At 45.1% G+C, this 19,964-nt stretch carries 15 protein-coding genes and 1 CRISPR repeat array; of the genes, 11 read left to right on the plus strand and 4 right to left on the minus strand.

Translation table 11 applies throughout. The annotated features are described in order from the left end of the window. Positions 1–236 precede the first annotated feature (236 nt). From BWI96_RS16100 to BWI96_RS16115, 4 genes are read left to right on the plus strand one after another with little or no spacing between them, the layout of a single operon-like run. Positions 237–959, plus strand: a complete 723-nt coding sequence (locus BWI96_RS16100; RefSeq protein WP_106637568.1) for a hypothetical protein — start codon at positions 237–239, stop codon at positions 957–959. Beyond that, on the plus strand, positions 956–3,721 hold the full coding sequence (locus tag BWI96_RS16105; protein WP_106637569.1) for a TonB-dependent receptor: 2,766 nt from the start codon (positions 956–958) through the stop codon (positions 3,719–3,721). Before BWI96_RS16100 ends, BWI96_RS16105 begins: the two co-directional genes overlap by 4 nt. Positions 3,722–3,771: 50 nt before the next feature. After that, entirely contained in the window at positions 3,772–4,908 is a 1,137-nt protein-coding gene (locus BWI96_RS16110; protein WP_106637570.1) for a DUF4249 domain-containing protein, read from the plus strand. A 12-nt stretch (positions 4,909–4,920) separates the two neighbouring features. Further along, positions 4,921–7,215 carry a hypothetical protein gene (locus BWI96_RS16115; RefSeq protein ID WP_106637571.1) on the plus strand — a complete coding sequence of 765 codons (2,295 nt, stop codon included), beginning with the start codon at positions 4,921–4,923 and terminating at the stop codon, positions 7,213–7,215. 58 nt (positions 7,216–7,273) lie between these two features. Next, positions 7,274–8,810: direct repeats of the CRISPR family, unit length 30 nt; unit sequence ATTTCAATTCCAACTAGGTACGATTACAAC. Between the two features lie 212 nt (positions 8,811–9,022). Here BWI96_RS16115 and BWI96_RS16120 read toward each other — a convergent pair. Together BWI96_RS16120 and BWI96_RS16125 are read right to left on the minus strand one after the other, a co-directional pair. Further along, positions 9,023–9,697 carry an HAD family hydrolase gene (locus BWI96_RS16120; RefSeq protein ID WP_106637572.1) on the minus strand — a complete coding sequence of 225 codons (675 nt, stop codon included), beginning with the start codon at positions 9,695–9,697 and terminating at the stop codon, positions 9,023–9,025. A gap of 134 nt (positions 9,698–9,831) precedes the next feature. Then, entirely contained in the window at positions 9,832–10,707 is an 876-nt protein-coding gene (locus BWI96_RS16125) for an aldo/keto reductase family oxidoreductase (protein WP_106637573.1), read from the minus strand. Between the two features lie 304 nt (positions 10,708–11,011). Here BWI96_RS16125 and BWI96_RS21675 point away from each other — a divergent pair, with 304 nt between their 5' ends. From BWI96_RS21675 to BWI96_RS16145, 5 genes are all read left to right on the plus strand, one after another. After that, positions 11,012–11,203, plus strand: coding sequence for a hypothetical protein (locus BWI96_RS21675; RefSeq protein ID WP_157830396.1), 192 nt, complete (start codon positions 11,012–11,014; stop codon positions 11,201–11,203). After that, complete coding sequence (locus tag BWI96_RS16130; RefSeq protein ID WP_232793768.1) at positions 11,191–12,657, plus strand: DUF6345 domain-containing protein; 1,467 nt, start codon at positions 11,191–11,193, stop codon at positions 12,655–12,657. The genes BWI96_RS21675 and BWI96_RS16130 overlap by 13 nt, the downstream gene beginning before the upstream one ends. Before the next feature lie 245 nt (positions 12,658–12,902). Then, on the plus strand, positions 12,903–13,688 hold the full coding sequence (locus tag BWI96_RS16135) for a bifunctional 2-polyprenyl-6-hydroxyphenol methylase/3-demethylubiquinol 3-O-methyltransferase UbiG (protein WP_106637575.1): 786 nt from the start codon (positions 12,903–12,905) through the stop codon (positions 13,686–13,688). A 48-nt stretch (positions 13,689–13,736) separates the two neighbouring features. Next, a complete protein-coding gene (locus BWI96_RS16140) occupies positions 13,737–14,528 on the plus strand; it encodes a DUF1080 domain-containing protein (protein WP_106637576.1) in 792 nt (263 codons plus the stop codon). Positions 14,529–14,675: 147 nt separating this feature from the next. After that, positions 14,676–15,581: a sterol desaturase family protein gene (locus BWI96_RS16145; protein ID WP_106637577.1), complete on the plus strand. Its 906-nt coding sequence runs from the start codon at positions 14,676–14,678 to the stop codon at positions 15,579–15,581. A gap of 3 nt (positions 15,582–15,584) precedes the next feature. Here the strand turns inward: BWI96_RS16145 and BWI96_RS16150 are convergent, their stop codons facing one another. Beyond that, entirely contained in the window at positions 15,585–16,043 is a 459-nt protein-coding gene (locus BWI96_RS16150; protein ID WP_198555271.1) for a GNAT family N-acetyltransferase, read from the minus strand. A 122-nt stretch (positions 16,044–16,165) separates the two neighbouring features. On the opposite strand from BWI96_RS16150, the gene BWI96_RS16155 reads away from it, so the two are divergent. Continuing rightward, a complete protein-coding gene (locus tag BWI96_RS16155; protein WP_106637579.1) occupies positions 16,166–16,975 on the plus strand; it encodes an enoyl-ACP reductase in 810 nt (269 codons plus the stop codon). Positions 16,976–17,038: 63 nt separating this feature from the next. Then, positions 17,039–17,905: a serine hydrolase gene (locus tag BWI96_RS16160; protein ID WP_106637580.1), complete on the plus strand. Its 867-nt coding sequence runs from the start codon at positions 17,039–17,041 to the stop codon at positions 17,903–17,905. A gap of 253 nt (positions 17,906–18,158) precedes the next feature. Here BWI96_RS16160 and BWI96_RS16165 read toward each other — a convergent pair whose 3' ends face one another. Then, positions 18,159–19,928: a DNA mismatch repair protein gene (locus BWI96_RS16165; RefSeq protein WP_106637581.1), complete on the minus strand. Its 1,770-nt coding sequence runs from the start codon at positions 19,926–19,928 to the stop codon at positions 18,159–18,161. Between the last annotated feature and the right edge of the window lie 36 nt (positions 19,929–19,964).

The raw sequence follows: 19,964 nt of genomic DNA on the forward strand, positions 1-19,964 counted from the left end.
CCATCAGGAAGGCAGATTTGTTTTAGCCGCAGGAAAACCACGAACCCCTGCCCAGCATGGACTTGATTTAGAAAAAAGGGTATGTTTCTCGAAAATCAGTAGGCTTAACGTTGAAGCTGGTCGCTAAAAAAGAAATCTATATCTCAAAGAAGTAGTAAACCCATTGAATTGACTTTTATTTTTATACCTTCGAATTCTGAATATACTTCCATCTATTTAAAGCCTATCTGAAAATTATGTCGCTCGTACCCCTCCGAAAAAGCCTATTCAGGTTTCTGTACTTCATTTATTTGTTCGGGGGTATTACTTTAGCATCTGCACAAAAGACGGATTCACTAGCCGTATTAACACCTCAAGAATCTGCCATTCAACACTACCACAAAGCTACGTTCCTGAATGCCCGTTACTTTAACGGTAGAGAATATACGATTCAGGAATTCCGTCCTATAGGTCACCAGTTTTTTGAATCATTAGACTGGGATACTACCTCTATTGTTTACAATGGATATTCTTACGATGGCGTACATGCAGTCTATGATATTCATCGGGATATTTATGTCATTCAGAATCATGACGGGCTAAATCGAATCATGTTAAGTCCAGAAGACTTATCGGGTTTCACCATTCATGGACATCGTTTTACCAGACTTAGCAAAGGAATCAATCCGGGTTATTACGAAGTTATTTACGACGGAAAAACGAAAGTATACTGCAAGCGATTCAAAACCCGTACGGAAGACCTTTCGGACAGGACCGTTCAGATTATCTACAATATTGATGATCGGTATTACATTCTTAAAGATCAGAAATACCATCAGGTCAAAAGTAAAAAATCGGTACTTCAACTATTGGGTGATAAAAAACGGGAAGTCAGGCGATTTATGCGAGGCAAATTATACAAAGAAAACCGGGAAAAGTCTATCGGTGAAATGGCGGCATACTACGATCAAATCAGATGAAAAAACTTCTCCTTCTTTTCTTTTTGTCAGGTTTATTTAGTTTTCAGGTTTCGGCTCAACTTTCTTTTGATGGAAAAACCGTGAGCGGAAGCGTAACCGGATTAAGCTTTCGGAACTTCGTAAAAGTGATTGAAAGTAACTCTGACTACTACTTCTATTATAATCAGACCGATACGGATAGTGTATTTGTGACCGCATCCGTCACCCAAAAGTCTTTACCCGCTTTTTTGAATCAGGTTTTTCAGGATACCGATTTGAAATATGCGATTGATGCTCAGCATCATATTTTTATTACCAAAGATCGACCCATTATCACGACCTTACCCAAGGGTGTTTTTGATGCCAATCGAGAATTAGATACTACCATTTCCTACGATTTTCACGATAAAGAATTAACCGCCCGACTGCTTTCAACGGCTGAAAGCAAGGTGTATGATATTGGCATAAAAACGTACCGAATCAAACCCGGCAACGCGACCGTTAGCGGTTCCGTCCGAAATATCGTTACGGGTGAACCCGTGATTGGGGCTTACATTACGGTAGAAAAATCTACAGCCGGAACCTCTACGGATGCCTTTGGCAATTACAGTCTAACCCTGCCGCGAGGTCGCCATACGCTCAGGGTGCGAAGCATTGGAATGCGGGAATCGCAACGGCAGATTGTGTTGTATTCTAATGGTACGCTAAATATCGAAATGGTTGAAAGTATTACCGCTTTGAAGGAAATTCTGGTCAAATCAGACCTGGATGCCAGCGTTTCGAGTAACCAGATGGGCGTGTCAAAACTGACCATTAAGACGATGAAGCAGGTACCGACGGCCTTTGGCGAAACGGATGCCTTGCGGGTAGTATTAACTCTGCCCGGCGTGAAATCAGTAGGGGAGAGCAGCACGGGGCTGAACGTACGGGGTGGCTCTACCGATCAGAACCTGATTTTATTTAACGATGCGACCGTCTATAATCCTTCGCACTTATTCGGCTTTTTCTCAGCCTTTAATCCTGATATTCTAAAGGAAATTGAATTATACAAAAGCGATATTCCGGCTCGACTGGGCGGTCGCTTATCGTCGGTGCTGGATATAACAACTCGGGAAGGGAATAAAAAGAAATTTTCGGGATCGGGTGGCATCGGATTATTAACCGGGCGATTAACGCTTGAAGGACCGATTATCAAAGACCGGACGTCGATTATGGTGAGTGGCCGCTCGTCTTACTCCAACTGGATTTTAAAGCAGGTAACCGACGAACGCTACAACAAAAGCCGGGCCTCTTTTTATGACGTGAATGTTCAGGTGAATCACGAAATCAATCAGAAAAGTAGTCTGATGATTATGGGATATATCAGTAACGATCACTTCAAGTTTAATTCAGATACTACCTATCGGTACGAAAGCCAGTTAGCCTCGATTAAATGGAAGCGAATCTTTAATCCTAAATTATTCGGAACCTTTACCGGAGCTTATACCCGTTATCGGTATGATATTCAGGGAGAGCAATTCCCCATTAATGCGTATAACCTGAAGTTTGGTATTAATCAGGCGAATATAAAAGCTGATTTTAGTTACATCCCGAATACAAAGCATACCATGGATTTTGGGATTAGTTCGATTCACTACAAGGTTCAGCCGGGTTCTTTTTACCCCCGAGGCGAAGGATCTCTTGTAAAACCAGAATTGATGGAACCGGAGCAAGGCGTAGAAAGTGCGGTGTACTTTTCGGAGCGGTATGATGTCAATCGAGCCCTCGCTATTACCGGTGGTATTCGCCTTTCCATGTTTCAATATTTAGGTCCTAGAAACGTAGCTCAATACGCCGAAGGATTACCTATTGATAAGTTATATACGACTGGTTTCCGCTCCTATGGTTCGGGTAATGTTATTCAGAATTACATGGGACCGGAATATCGTTTATCGCTCCGGTATATGGCTTCGTCTACGTTATCGGTCAAGGCTGGATTTAATACCACCCGCCAATACATTCAGATGCTTTCCAATACCGCGGCTATTTCGCCCACGGACGTTTGGAAATTGAGCGATCCTTACCTGAAACCGCAAGTAGGACAGCAGTTTTCTTTAGGCTTGTATAAAAACCTGCGTTCGGGTTCAATTGAACTTTCGGTGGAAGGTTATTACAAGCACTTACGTAACGTGCTGGATTATAAAAGTGGAGATTCATTAATCCTGAATAAGCAGATTGAAACGGCTGTTATTTCTGCCATTGGTAAGGCTTATGGCGTGGAAGTATTACTGAAAAAGTTAACCGGGAAACTCAATGGTTGGGCCAGTTATACCTATTCCCGAACCTTACTGAAAGCCAGCGATCCGACGCTTGCGGATGCTCCGAACCATGGTAATTATTATCCTGCCAACTACGATAAACCGCACGATTTTTCCTTGATCAGTAACTACCGGGTCAATCGTCGGCTGAGCTTTTCCATGAATTTCACCTATAGCACGGGCCGACCCTACACGCCGCCTCGCGGGCAGTATTACATGGATGGCGTGCTACGGATTTACTACGCCGAACGAAATCAGGCTCGCATTCCAGATTACATTCGGGCGGACGTGGGTATTAACATTGAAGGCAATCATAAGGTCAGAAAGCTGGCTCACAGTTCCTGGACGTTCTCGGTGTATAACCTGCTGGGTCGCAAGAATCCGTATTCGGTGTTTTTCTTAACCGAAGGCAGGCAGATAAAAGGCTATAAGCTTTCCATTTTCGGTCAGCCCATTCCGAGCATTACTTACAATTTTAAATTCTAAAACACAGATTTTACGCTGGTTAGCAGGGTGTAAATCTTGACGATATTCAAATGAAATACGGGCTTTTACTCTTTTTTCTGGGATTACTGGTAGCTGGGTGTATCGATCCGTTCAAGCCATCTCAGGATTTCGCCGATGGCCGTTATCTGGTCGTCAGCGGCTTCCTCAATGTGGGTAGCGACACGACTACGATTCTGTTGTCACGCACACAGTCGCTGAATAGTTTGGAATCTTCTACGAACGAAACGGGAGCAAGGGTTCGCATCGTGGGTGACAAGGGAACAACGCTACAATTGAATGAAGTTAAGCCGGGACGTTATACCCTGGCCCCACGGAATTACCTTACTTCCGAGAAATTTAGTCTTCAGATTAACACCCGCGATGGGAAGGAATACGCCTCGGATTTGGTACAGGTGAAGCAGGCTCCGGCCATTGACAGTATTACCTTTCAGGCCGATCGGGCCAATAGAATCATGCGTTTTCGAGTGAATACGCATGACCCGAATAACAATACCTGGTTCTACCGCTGGAAGACGGAGGAAACCTGGGAGTACACGAGTGCTTTGTACAGTAAGGATTCAGTTGCGGGGGGATTAAAGAAAATCAATCCCCGGGTACTGATCCCTTACCGTTGCTGGCGAACGGATCTTTCGTCGAAAATTTTCATTGGAACCTCGGCGAAGCTGGCTCAGGATCGGATCATGAATCAGAATTTGGTTTTGGTTGATAACGCTAGTGACAAGTTGTTAATCAAGTATAGTTTGTTGGTGAAACAATATGCCTTATCGCAGGAGGCTTATGAATATTGGGATATGCTGGCCCGAACAACCGAGACGACAGGGGGCCTCTTCGACCCGCAACCTTCGGTGTTAACGGGCAATATTCATTGCACTAACGATGCCAGCGAGTTGGTGTTCGGTTTCTTTAGTGCCGGTACCGAGCAGCAAAAACGGCTCACGGTTACTCCTTATCAGTTGGGTGGCTGGTATCCCGGAACGTACCCTAGCTGTAGTGCTCCTTTCGATACGCTGGATGCCACGGAGGTCATGATGACTTCTGATTTAAGCCAGAAACTGATTCAAATCATTGACGAACCCGGTACGCCTTTATCCTATATTATGGCTCCTGCTACCTGTGCGGATTGTCGGTTTCTGGGTGGCGGACTGAAAAAGCCTGTCTGGTTTTAATATCCTTATTCGATGAAGCTACGATTATTTATTTTGCTTGGTATGGGGCTTTGGGCTCCACAGCTTCTGGCTCAGGAATCTGTACGTCAGGCTTTCGATGCGTACAACCGTCAGGCCGTTCAGGAAAAATTATACGTTCATACCGACCGTTCATATTACGTCGTGGGCGAAAGTGTATGGTTTAAAGTGTACGCCCTGAATGGGCAAACGCATCAGTCAATGGATTTAAGTAAAGTGGCCTACGTGGAGCTGCTGGATTTAAGTCACGGCGTTGTTCTGCAAAGCAAAGTTTCGCTGAAAAAAGGATCGGGTAATGGCATGCTGGTATTACCAGCCACCATTCAGTCGGGGCATTATACCCTGCGGGCTTATACCCACTGGATGAAGAATTTCAGCCCGGAACTTTACTTCGAGAAGACGATTAGCATTGTTAATACCTTCACTAAAATTCCTGCTGAAGCGGGTACGTCCGAGCTGGATCTTCAGTTTTTTCCAGAAGGCGGGCATCTGGTTCAGAATCTGAAAAGTACCGTTGCCTTTCGGGGGATTAATGAGTCGGGGAAGGGCGTACATTTTTCGGGAGCCCTTGTGAATGAGCGTAATGACACGATTGTTCGCTTTCAGCCGCGACAAATGGGAATGGGAACGTTTGAGTTTACCCCGAAAGCGGGAGAGAGTTACCACGCCGTGTTGACGTATGCCGGAAAAAATGAGCAGTCCGTTTCCCTCCCTGCGGTTCAGGAAAAAGGATACGTTCTCCACGTTCAGCACTCTCAAAATCAGGACTTAACCCTTGAGGTGGAGTCTTCAGGAATGGAAGAGTCCGTGTATGCATTGGTTCATACGCGGCAATCCGTGAAATTCAGCGAACGTCAGCGGTTACAAAATGGGAAAGCTCGTTTTCAGGTGCCGCTGGCTCAGTTAGACGAAGGCATTTCGCACATTACCCTATTTAACGCCCAGCAGCAGCCCGTTTGCGAGCGACTTTACTTCAAACGTCCGAAGCAGAAACTAGCCATTCAGGTGCAGACGGATAAGCCGGTGTATGCCACTCGTCAGGCAGTTTCATTGGCCTTGCAAGCCGCTGATTCCAGTGATTTATCGGTATCAGTTTATCGACTGGATTCGTTGGATCAGGGCGAATCCGAAGACGTGTATAGTTACCTCTGGCTCAGTTCGGATTTGAAAGGAACGGTTGAATCTCCGGCCTATTACGTGAATAATCCCGCCGCCGAGACTGATCTGGTGATGTTGACGCATGGCTGGAGCCGATTCCGCTGGGAAACTATTGTTCAGGGGCCGCAGATGAAGTACGTTCCTGAACATGAGGAACATATTGTTTTTGGAAAAGTAACGGATATGAACCGAAACCCCGTGAAGGGAGCGGCAGTGTTTATGAATGCTCCGGGTCGGGATTTGTGGCTTTATCCCGCCATTAGTGACTCCGCAGGGCGGGTATTTTTTGAAATGCGTCATTTTTCGGGCCTGAACGAAGTCGTTGTTCAACCAGCGGATAGTCTGCATCAGGTGGAACTGGAAAGTTCGTTTTCGGATCAGTATTCTTCCCGGAGCTTACCCGGCTTTGCCTTCAATCCTAAAGAGCAGGAATCCTTACTGAATCGTAGTATCGACATGCAGGTTCGCAATGCCTATATGCCGATTTATACCAATGCCGTTGCTTCCGACACCGCTTATTTTTATGGCAAAGCAGATCGTACCTATTACCTCGATGCCTACACGCGGTTTCCAGTGCTGGAAGAAGTCATGCGGGAATACGTGCCCGAAGTGGACGTGCGACGCTCGCAGGGACGTTTCCGTTTCCTGATGGTGGGGCGTACGGAATATAACTTTACCACGCCGCCGATGGTACTGCTCGATGGCGTACCCATGTTCGACCTGAACAAGTTATTGGCTATCGACCCATTGAAAATCAAGCGGCTGGACATTGTCAACAAGCGGTATGTATTAGGTTCTGCGGTATTTAGTGGAATCGTTAGTTTCATGAGCTACAAAGGCGATATTGCTGGCTATCAGCCCGAAGGACTGGTCACTTCGTACGAAGGGGTTCAGGCCGGAAGAGATTTTTACTCACCCCGTTACGACACGCCCGCCCAACGCGAGAGCCGCATCGCCGATTTTCGTTCCTTACTCTTCTGGGAACCGCAGGCCCACGGCCAGCAAAAGTTACAGTTCTTCACTTCCGATCTGTCGGGGCATTACCGCGTGGTCGTACAGGGCATCAGCCAGTCTGGCCTAAGCGGTAGCCAGACGTATACGTTCGAGGTGAAGAAAAATGAGGTTAATTAGGGCAGGGGTAAAGTAGAGATGGGGCGTAGTAAAAACTAGGGGCTTTGACTTGGTTATTATTTCAATTCCCTGCCAGGTGCTATTATAAATCCGTTCTTAAAGCCAGAACCCACCCGCTCTGCTTATTTCAATTCCAACTAGGTACGATTACAACTGGGGCAGTGTTGGCCCGCATCTACGTTTTCATTAATTTCAATTCCAACTAGGTACGATTACAACTTATAAACCAGCCCAACCGGAACCGTATGTGGATAGATTTCAATTCCAACTAGGTACGATTACAACCGGAACTAGGCAGGTAGCCTACTTCAAGCGATTTCATTTCAATTCCAACTAGGTACGATTACAACATAATCCGAATTTTCGACACCCTTGCATCATCCTCATTTCAATTCCAACTAGGTACGATTACAACCATAACAAGAGCATCAGTTAGCCAAACCCCTTTTTGCATTTCAATTCCAACTAGGTACGATTACAACCGAACACCAGCGTAATCTGCTCTCAGAGGGATGTTATTTCAATTCCAACTAGGTACGATTACAACGCCGATCAGGGCCTTGATGTTCTCTGAAAAGTTATATTTCAATTCCAACTAGGTACGATTACAACCTGCACCATTCGTGCCCAAAGCAAGTAAGTTGCCGTATTTCAATTCCAACTAGGTACGATTACAACATAGGCCGCTTTCACGCTGACGCCAAGATTAGGATATTTCAATTCCAACTAGGTACGATTACAACAAATCGTTGATAACACTGAGAATGTAAGCTCTCTAAATTTCAATTCCAACTAGGTACGATTACAACGATTGTACATACGTTAGTTCACGCAGCATATCCAATTTCAATTCCAACTAGGTACGATTACAACAACACTCCCCGCTAAAGTACCTGTTACGTATAATGCATTTCAATTCCAACTAGGTACGATTACAACTTGCGTCCGTAGGTATTCCTAGTGCCTCGCCTATCTATTTCAATTCCAACTAGGTACGATTACAACCCATGTACGAATTATTCGCTGCTGTTTTAGAGGCTCAATTTCAATTCCAACTAGGTACGATTACAACTAACCAAGAGTCAGCCACTCACCTGGGGGACACGGATTTCAATTCCAACTAGGTACGATTACAACAAAAAGCAAAGCCGGTCATTTGGCTGGGCGGCATATTTCAATTCCAACTAGGTACGATTACAACTAAAAACTGCACGGCCTGGGTAGCCATTCCGGCGAATTTCAATTCCAACTAGGTACGATTACAACAAAAGTTAACTTGAGTTGAATGATTGAATGAGTTGAATTTCAATTCCAACTAGGTACGATTACAACACGAACCGGCATCGTTTATCGTCAGATCAGAAACTTATTTCAATTCCAACTAGGTACGATTACAACTTTTGGACTTCAGAAAGTACTTCCTGATTGAATTCCATTTCAATTCCAACTAGGTACGATTACAACGCGTTCTTTTTCCTGAAAAATTCAAATGAATAAACATTTCAATTCCAACTAGGTACGATTACAACTTTTCATGTGTCACCTCACTAGGAAAACATACTATTATTTCAATTCCAACTAGGTACGATTACAACCCATCGTAAGCTACTCAAAAAACGGCCTTCCAAGCTAAGTAAAAGAGGGTATTCTCTCAGAAATAAGCTTTAAAAATCGTCGATCTGTAATGATAAGATTTTGCTGGGCGATCGACGACTGTCTTTAAGGCTGGAAATCAGCATTTAGAAGACCATTTGGACTGTTTTAGTCATTACTTGACGCTGGTAATGAACCGATCGACGCTTTTGAATTACTCAATAATCTTCTCCAGTTCACTCAATGCGTTCACTTCGTACGTGGGTTTTAGCGGGCGAATGGCCTCGGCAGAACCAAATCCGTAAGCAGCCCAGCAGGAATCAATTTCGCAGTTATGAGCGTATTGAATGTCCATCGTCGTATCGCCTACCATCAACGTCTGAGCGGAGGTAGTATGGGCAAAAGCAGGCTGAATGACCTTCGTATAACTAATGGGATTAGGCTTTTTATCCAGTCCGGCCAATAAAGGACTACCATCTCCCAGCGAAAGGGTAATGTAGGGCGTAAAGCCCAGATAATCCAGCGACATTTCGATGGAACGAATGCCCTTATTACTCATCACCAATAAAGTTTTTCCGCGTGCTTTTAAATTCATTAATAACGCTTTGGCTCCCGGAAAAGGCTTCACTAAATGATACGCATTCTGATCGTAAAGATCCCGGTAAGATTTTACCCACTCCGTAATGCCCTCAGGAGTTAATTCTGGCTTTAAAACTTTAAAAGCTTCGGGCATAATGAGTCCATGACTTACCACCTGATGTAATTTTTCCAGCGGGGGAGTAGGCTCCTGGTAGTATTGGAATGTACGCTCAAACGTCGCTAAAATAGCCTCACGTGAGTCGCAAAGGGTACCGTCATAATCAAATAAAATGAGGGAATAGGGTTTCATAGTAAGGGAAAGAGAAGAAAGGTTTAAGGATAGAAACCGTAGAATCTAGAGATTAAAATGTCGGCGGTATAAATGATTTTAAAAAGCAATGGGCACAAAAAAGGTGGCCAGGTTACCCTGAGCCACCGGAATAGTTATTTCAACAGCGTTGTGTTGTAAAGCTCATACCAGTCTTCGTGCGAAAGCTTGATAGCCGAGGCACTTACGGCATTACGAATCCGGGCTTCGGATAGTGAGCCAATAATGGGCAGCGTTCCCAGTTGATACAACCAGGCTACGGCTATTTGCTCGATGTTGGCGTCGTATTTCCGACCAATTTCTTCCAGTTTCGCCCGTAATACTGCCGATTTATGATCCGTTCCGTTCAGGATTTCCCCACCCGCCAGCGGAGCCCAAACCAGTGGTTTACTGAAACGTTGTTTGATGAAATCCAGCCGTCCGTCTTCGATGGCTGAAGTGTTCGAGAGACTGAGTTCAATGTGATTCGTCACAATGGGACGTTTCAGGTTTGATTCCAGTAACTGATGCTGAAAAACCGTGAAGTTACTGACCCCAATATGCTTGATTTTGCCAGATTTAGCCAGTTCCATTAATAAACGGGCGGTTTCTTCAGGATGGCCTAAGCGATCCAACTGATCCAGCAGGAAAATATCGAGGTAATCTGTTTTCAGGCGGCGAAGCGAGTTTTCTACGCTTTCTATGATGTAATCCCGAGAGTTATCGAAATATGAAAAACCACGATTGGAACGGCGAATGCCACATTTACTAAACAAAACGAGGTCTTCGCGTTTAACCGATTTTTGCTGAATAATCTTACCGAAGTATTCCTCGCTGGTATAGTTACCGTAGCGGTCCGCGTGATCGAATGTATTGATACCTAACTCCAGACACAGGTTTACGACCTGCTCCATCGTTTTGAGGGTTTCATTTCCCTGGTCTTCCCAACGCCAGAATCCGTAAATCGCTTCGGAAACCTTCGGGCCAGAATCACTTAAATAAACTCTTTGCATACTGTGGTCGAAATTGATTGGATGGGCCTGGCGTGGGGTATACGCCAGGTCATAATGTCAAAAGTAGTATTTTCTCAAAAGAGAACAATGTAGAAAGCATATTACTCCGGCAAACCTTCGGGCTTTTGCCGGAGCGGTAACGAAGTGAACGTAAGAAGGCCCGAAAAAGACTAGACCACGGCTCGGTGATCACCTAAATAAGGGATTGATCAGTCGGAGGAGGGCAGCGAACTTTGACTGACCCTTGATGCAGAAACAAAAGCATGGGGTTTAACCAAAGATTCAACCTTTAAGACCGACTTCAATGAAATTAGTTAGAATGCAATTACCTACCCCCTTGGCCGAGCATTTCCAGAGCCTCAACCTGGGCGGTTCTGATGATGTATATGGAGCGAACAGCATCCAGATTTTTCCGCAATATGTGGATGCCAGCGGCGTTCAAAATGCCAATCTTACTCGCACCCACGCCGACGCAGAGGTTTTCTGGACTGGTTAGGCACCTGGAATCGGGGAAATTTCTGGTATCAAGATGGGGGTGTCAACGTTTGGGCCTACGAGGAAACCTTTGATAACTGGCAGGATACGTATGGTCAGGATGCGGTATTGATCTTCTATCATTCGGGACATGGCGGGATGGATTTCAGCAATGGTAACTACTTTGTGCCGATGGGTGGCACGTGGGACAATCGGAATGAGGCGGCCTCTACCCGGATGCGGGTGGGGAATGAAACGGCTAAATATTTATTCTGGTCTACCTGCCAGTCCCTGAAGGTGCCCGATGTAGTTCCCGACAATCCGAATCACCTGGCTCCCTGGAGTACCTGGGATAGTCCCACCAATCAGGGGTTGCGGATGATTTTTGGGTTTCATACCAACAGTTACGATCACGCAGACTACGGGAAAAACTTTGGTAAAAATTACAATGCAGGACAAACCTTCCGAAATGCCTGGATTAATGCTTCCTGGGCCATCGCTCATAATCAGATTGCAACGGTTGCTACTTCGGGCAGTAATCAGCAGGAAGCTCTCCAGCGTCTGAACACGGAACGTTTGTTTCAATGGTCGTCTGTGGCCCGAAACTGGTGGGCCTGGAGTTGGACCGGAGGCTTTACCCAGCCCTTTCCGATGATGGCTGAATTACAGAAGCCCACGCAACTGGAGGTATTACTATTGGGAGCCCGTCAGTTTGATGAAAAAAGAGTCGCAGCACTGGCTTCGGAACTAGGCTTTTCCCGGAAAGAAGTAGAAAATATGGGTTTTCTCAAGGATGGTAGTTTAGCCGTTCTGAATGGGAAAGGCCGATTGCTGGTGGACGAGGAAGGCCGTTTCCAGGCGACCCTAGCCACGGCAAATCTGGGAAATACCAGAGCCATAGCAAAAGACAGGGCCATAACGATTGCCCAAAAATGGATCAAGGACTTAAACTTTGAGCGGGAGGGGATTACGCTGAAATTTGACAGTCTTCGACCTACAATGATGCAGGCCGGTACGCGGGAAGGAAGTGGTCGGCTGGAAGAGCCCTTTGTCTCGGATACAACGGTGGTTTTTCGTCAGACAGCCAATGGTCTGGATAGCGTAAATGCGAATCATGGACTTGTGATGGTGACCGTTGATAATGACGGAACGGTGACGCACCTGCATAACTCCACCCGAGTGGTGGAAGGAACGTCTTCCGTGCCACGTTTGATGCCCGGGATTCCTAAAAACGCTGCTTCTGCCTTATGGTCTGACGAAGCCTTACTGAACCAACAGTTCCAGCAAAAACTAACTTCGGAAGGAGTGCTGCGTGAAACCAGCAAGACGCTGGATGCGACCTTACTGGAGTCTAAAACGGGATACGATTTCTCGGGTGCTCAATCCGCCGGAATCGTTGTACAACGGGATTATGAAAGAGCCAGCGGTACGTTAACCGCTAAAAGGTATAAAGTTCGGGTGCCTCTTTTTGCTTGATTATCAGAATAATACTTACGCTTTATTTCCCGAAGGCTCAAGGCTTTCGGGAATTTTTTATGGGTATAGGAATCGCTAAAAAAAGAGGTAAGTACTTGTCATTAGTTAACAATAGATGGTTCAGTTGAAAAATACTGAACATCAGTCGATCAATGGACCACCCTAAACTATTAACTACTTAATACATCTGAAGAACTGCTTTATCCAGTTTTTTCCTAACTTGATTTTTCAAATGACCGATTCCAATGGATTATCTGGAGAAAAACCGAAATAGCTGGAACCAGCGAACCCTGTATCATCTGAAGTCTGATTTTTACGATTTAGAAGGTTTTTTGAAGGGAGCCTCCTCGCTAAAATCCATTGAACTTGATCTTTTAGGCGACGTTCAGGACCAGAGTATTTTGCATCTACAGTGTCATTTCGGACAGGATTCGCTCTCCTTAGCCCGCATGGGAGCCTGGGTTACGGGCGTAGATTTATCAGATATAGCCATTTATTCGGCTCAGTCGCTGGCTGTTCAAATGAACCTGCTCAATGCCGAATTCATCTGTTCTGATGTGTACGATTTGCGGCTTAATCAGCAATTTGATGTAGTTTTTACCAGTTATGGTGTCATTGGCTGGTTACCTGATATGGATCGTTGGGCTGAGGTCATTGCCCGACATTTAAAACCCGGCGGCAAGCTCGTTTTTGTTGAATTTCATCCCGTTGTCTGGATGTTCAATGAGAACTTTCGTTACCTGCAATATTCTTACTTCAATAAAGAAGCCATCGAGGAAGTCATTTCCGGCACTTATGCCGATCCCGAAGCTCCCATTACCACCGAAACTGTGGGCTGGAATCATTCCTTATCGGAAGTGATGGGAAACCTGCTGAAGCATGGGCTGCAAATTCAGTCTTTTGAAGAGTTTGATTATTCCCCTTATAACTGCTTCTCTGAAACCGTTGAAGTAGAACCCGGAAAGTTTCAGATTCAGCCTTATGAAGGAAAAATTCCGCTGGTTTATGCTCTGAAAGCGATTAAAATCTAACGACTTTTCTGTTTTAAATACTCCTTTTTACCTCTTAATCCCCAGTAAATGAAGCGTTTTCTAGTTGGTTTATTCCTTCTGCTTGCCCTACAGTCCACGCAGGCTCAGCAGAAAAAATGGGTTCCTCTGTTCAATGGCAAAGACATTAAGGACTGGATCGTAAAGATTCACCATCACGATGTGGGGGTGAATTACGGGAATACCTTTCGGGTGGAAGATGGGGTGATCAAAGTTCGTTACGATCAGTACGACAAATTCAACGAACAGTATGGTCACCTGTATTACAAGACGCCATTCTCGCATTACCATCTGGTGGTTGAGTATCGTTTTGTTGATCCCTGGCGGAAGGATGCTCCCTCGTATACGGAATTAAACAGTGGAGTGATGTTCCATTCGCAAGACCCCCGAACCATGCCCAAAGAGCAGGACTGGCCCATTTCCATTGAAATGCAATTTCTTGCAGGCTTAGGTGACGGCAAAGCCCGTCCTACGGGTAATATGTGTTCGCCCGGAACTAACATTGTCTACAAAGGCAAGCTGGATACCCGCCACTGCATCGATTCTGACTCTAAGACCTATGGTAAAGATGAGTGGGTTCGGGCGGAGTTGATTGTGCTTGGAGACTCGTTGATTCAGCACATCATCAATGGGAAAGTCGTTTTGGAGTATTCCAAGCCCCAGATTGGCGGCGACGTAGCTAATCGATATGATCCCAAGCAGAAAATAGATGGTAAAATCTTGAGTTCGGGTTTTATCGCTCTGCAAAGCGAAGGGCAGCCTATTGACTTCAGGAAGGTAGAAATCATGGATTTAACTCCTGCGAAAGCCAAACGCAAGTAAGGATTCAGGATATAGTCAAGTTGCATTAAAACGGAAATAGAAAGCGGGCATCGTTCTTAATTCTAATTCCGTTTTAATATTTTGAAGGAAAAATAAAAACGATTTGTTGCATTTTTGCAAGGTGCTTAGAGTAACACCTTGATTGCCATGGAACGTATATTTACCTTCATCACTACTCCAGTGTACATTATTTTTATTGTACTGGAGCTTTACATCTCGCATCGCGAACGCCTTGGATTGTATAATTTCAAGGAAACCCGTAATAGTCTGCTGCTGGGCCTGGGCGGTTTGCTCATGGACGTGCTCATGAAAGGGCTTACCTTTTTTGTGCTTGATGGGCTGGCCCGGTTTTCTCCACTTTGGGATTTCTGGCAGCAACATCCCCTGGCGGCCTGGGCAGGCGTTTTCTTTGCTCAGGACTTTTGCTTTTACTGGTTACACCGGGCCGAACATTACTGCCGCGTCTTGTGGGCGGTGCATTCTACGCACCATTCCGCCGAACGGTATAACCTGACGGTAGCCCTGCGTTCGTCAATGTTTCAACCCCTTTACCGGTACTTGTTTTATGTCCCGGCGGCTTTGCTGGGTTTTGATGCCCTGCATATCATGTTCATCTATGCAGTAAATCAGACCTATCAGTTTTTTCTGCATACCGAAACGGTAGGAAAGCTTGGCTTCCTGGAAAAATTCATGGTAACCCCATCGCATCACCGCGTACATCACGCCTCCAATGTGAATTACCTCGACAAAAACATGGGTCAGGTGCTCATTATCTGGGATAAAATCTTCGGAACATATGCCGAAGAAGATCCTAACGATCCAACGTATTTTGGACTAACCAAACCCCTGCCCAGCCAGAAATTTACGGACGTTGCTTTTGATGAATGGCGACACCTCGCCGAAGACCTGAGCAAACCCGGACTGGACTGGAAGGATAAATTCAACTACATCTTTGCTCCACCCGGCTGGTCGCATGATGGCAGTACGTTAACCTCAAATCAGCTTCGGCAAATCGGTGAAAAATCATCGATGGGGAAAGAGGTATTTCACTGATCATTAGAGGTCAACCCAGAAACTAAACCCATGCTTTCGAAATCCCAGCGATTCGTAAAAAGCATGGGTTTTTTCGCGAATAAGGTTGCTGGAAAGACTCACTTTATAGCACTTTTCTTCCCGACATTTCTCCATGGCAAACTGCATCATGCGTTTGCCAATGCCCTGTCCCTGAAATTCTGAACCTACGGCCACATCTTCTATAACGGCTGATTTGGCTCCGTTATGACCCAGATTGTCCATGATGAGTAAGGCAAACGTTCCGATGATTCTCCCCTGTACCAAGGCCACGTATATAGTATAAGAAGGGTAGCTCTGCATGGTTTTGAAAATGTGCATAGCCTCTGCTTCCGACAAAATTTTATCGTCCTGCAAAGCATCTTTATACAGTAATAAAATCGAAAAAAGGTCATTCGATACGGCTGGTCTGATCTCGGGTAATAAGGTGTGCATACGTTTCATGAGGATTAGATTCTGGTAAATGAATGAGTATTTGCTGGAACGAATGGGAAAAGCAGCCCTCACTTAGCAAAGACCGCTAATCTTTCAGTTACTTTGGCCCTTCACTCCGTCACAAAAAACGAATGGCTTACGGTTTATTAAAAGGAAAACGAGGAATTATTTCTGGAGCCTTAGATGAACATTCTATCGCCTGGAAAGTAGCGTTGAAATGTTACGAAGAAGGAGCCACATTGGTGTTGACGAATGCTCCCGTTGCTCTGCGAGTGGGCGACATGCCAAGGTTATCGGAGGCTTGCCAGGCTCCGATTATCGCTGCGGATGCTACCAACGTAAACGATCTGGAAAACCTCTGGAGCGAATCGCAAAGGGTGTTGGGAGGGAAGATCGATTTTGTGCTTCATTCCATCGGGATGAGTCCCAATATTCGCAAAGGCCGTTCTTACGGAGATTTGAATTACGACTGGTTTCTGAAGACGCTGGATATTTCGGCATTATCTTTTCATAAACTCCTTCAAACGGCTGAAAAACAGGATGCTATTGCCGAATACGGCTCCGTTGTAGCCCTGAGTTACATCGCTGCCCAACGATCTTTTCCTGAATACACAGACATGTCGCAGGCCAAGGCCATGCTCGAAAGCATCGCCCGAAGTTATGGCTACCGATACGGGAAACTTAGAAAAGTTCGGGTGAATACGGTTTCGCAATCGCCGACCAAAACTACTGCGGGAACGGGTGTAGGAGACTTCGATGCGTTCTTTGCATACGCTGAACACCTGTCACCGTTAGGTAACGCTTCCGCAGAAGCCTGTGCCGATTATATCGTTACGCTTTTCTCGGATTTGACGCGTTCAGTTACCATGCAGAATCTGTACCACGACGGTGGTTTTTCCGCTGTTGGAATGACACCTGAACTAATGGACCGAATCAAGTGACGCTATTGATTTCTAACGTATCCAAGCGTAACTTGGCAAAAACATGCTTCTTTCCCAAACGCTATGAAATGGTTCTTTTGCCTTCTTTTTCCGCTGATCAGTTCCGCCCAGCAAATGACCTTAAAAGATCAGATTACGCAGTACCTCGCTGATAAAAAAGGAACCTATGCGGTTGCATTTAAAAATCTGCAATCGAAGCAGACCGTGTATATCAATGAACACGAGTTGTTCCACGCGGCCAGTACCATGAAAACGCCAGTGATGGTGGAAGTATACAAACAGGCAGCAGCCGGGAAGTTTGCTGTAAGGGATTCCATTCTGGTAAAGAATGAGTTTAAGAGTATTGTAGATGGAAGTACGTACCGCTTAACTCCCGAAACGGATAGCGAACAGAAGTTATATACCGAAGTGGATCAGAAAAAGTCGATTTATGATTTGATGTATCAGATGATTATCGTAAGCAGTAACCTGGCTACGAATATTATTATTGATCTGGTTGGTGCGGAAAAGGTTACCAAAACTTTTCATCAATTAGGAGCAAAGAATAGTCAGATCAGACGTGGGGTGGAAGATCAGAAGGCGTATCAGAAAGGACTGAATAATGAAGTAACGGCTTATGATTTAGCGGAGTTATTCGAGAAGATAGCCAAAGGAAAAGCAGTTAATAAAGAGTCTTCAAAGGCCATGATTCAGATTCTACTGGATCAGAAATTCAACGATATTATTCCTGCTAAACTCCCTGCTGGAACGAAGGTTGCTCACAAAACCGGCTCTATCACCAACATTTACCACGACTCGGGCATTGTCTATCTCCCCGACGGTCGTTCATATGTAATCGTCTTACTCTCCCGGGATTGGGATACCCGCGAAAATGCCATTCAAACGATGGCAACGATTTCTGAAATGGTTTATCAGGGTTTGAAAAGGTAGAATCGTTGCTGATTGGGATTACAAATCCCTGACAGAGGTCTTTCGGATTGCAAATCCGAAAGAGCGGTTCTTACGCCGTGGTTGGTGTCTCACCAACCACTGTTTGCGTACAAATGGCTGGTGAGACACCAGCCATGACAGGGGAAATCCTAACTAAAGCAGCCTCTACCCAGACGCGATGAAGTCGCGTCTCTACCGTATAACAGATAGTAGAAACTTACTCAAACAAAAAATCAAACGTTTACAAACGGCACTAAATAACGCCCATCTTTCGCATCAGGAACGTCGCACTTCGGTTTTGGCAGATGCCTTCTAGTAATTGATAACTGAAGAAAAGTTCATCGTTAATAATCTCGGCTTCGAAGCACTTGTTACTCAGCATTTCGGGATAATCGGCAGTAATATCACAGACTTCCAGATCGTGCGTAGCAATGACGCCAATCGCTCGTTTTTCGATCAGTTTTTTAATTACTTCAATCGTTCCGCTGCGTTTATCGTCGGAATTCGTTCCCCGGAAAATTTCGTCCAGTAAGACAAAACATACCTTTTCATTCAGAGTAGTGATGATCTCTTTCAAACGCTTTACTTCGGCGAAAAAATACGATTCACTATCCGCCAGCGAATCACTTAATCGCATGGAAACCAGAATATCCATGGGCTGAACGGTAGCTGCCGTTGCACATACGCAGGAGCCTACATTGGTTAACAAAAGATTGATTCCGAGCGTCCGTAAAAACGTACTTTTTCCTGACATATTCGAACCCGTAAGGATAATGAATTGCGGATGAAAAGTTACGTCATTAGCCACCCGTTTCTCCCGACGTAACAAAGGGTGAGCCAGGCTTTTGAATGAAACTTCGCCGGATTGGCTTAGGGTCGGGTAGGCAAAATCGGGATTATTATAGGCGAAATTGGCAAAGCTGTTCAGGGTTTCGAAAGTACCTAAAGTAGCTAGCCAGTCTTTGATCGAAGCGGCGTATTTGGCTTTCCAGTTTAATAACTGATGCAGGGTATGAACGTGCGATTGGTAGAAACCATTAGTAATAATTGCAGCTAAGGCATGATTAATACCATTCATGGCCGCTAATAACGAGGAAAGTTGTCGAACGCTCAAACTGGCCGCCTGATTTTGGGACTGGTAAATCTGTTTTAAGGCTTGTAATTCTTCGCTTTTAAAATCCTGTTTTTCAATGGATTGAATGAGCGTACTGTATTTTTTTATAATAATGCCGATGCGTTCCGAATCAACGGTTTCCGATTGAATCTGTTTTAAGTTTCTGGAAACCAGGAATAGGTTAATAACTCCTACAATTCCGGCGAGGGTTAATAAATCAGTGTCCCAGGTTAATACGAAAAAGAGCAGGCAAATGACTAATAAGGCAGGAACCGCAAAAGCCAAAACTCTAAAAATGGGTTTGACGGGCGGACTTTTTCGCTCAGCCCAGTCCAGAATAGCCCGGTATTCTTCCGAAGTATCCTGACCAATTTGAGCCAGAGCGTAAAACTCCTGTCGCCACTCCGCACAGCCTGCCAACTCCTGAATAGCCCTTTGTCGGGCGTTAATTTTATGGTCTGGTAGTCGGTTTAATAATTGTTGAGCTAAAGCTTCCTGTCCAATGGAAGTGGCGGTTCGGTTCAGGTGTTGATAGAGCGATTTTTCTCCGAATAAATCCAGGTCAAAAGCGTAGGGATGGGAGACTTGCTGGTGTTGAATGCCGTTTGCGAAGGGAAGTTTCCCTCCAGTTAAATAATCAATTTCATTTTGATTGATCTGGATGAGTCTTTGGGTAATGGCCATTTGACTGGACAGTTTTTCATGCAGACTCATCAAGTAACGAAACAGCCCTAGGGGAATAATGAGTAAAAACCAGATCCAGCCTTCGGTGGATGTTTGCGTCAGGTAAATGATAAATCCTGCTAATAGAACTGTTAAAAATCGAAAGGTTCCAACGAGGTTATAACGACGATTCAGATTCGTTAATTCTTCCTGAAAATGGACTAAACGTTGATTATAAAAGGACATGGTAATTTTCAGTTGGCCGTTATCTCAGTAATCAAC

Source organism: Siphonobacter sp. SORGH_AS_0500, from assembly GCF_002838835.1.
In the GTDB taxonomy this organism is placed as follows: Bacteria; Bacteroidota; Bacteroidia; order Cytophagales; family Spirosomataceae; genus Siphonobacter.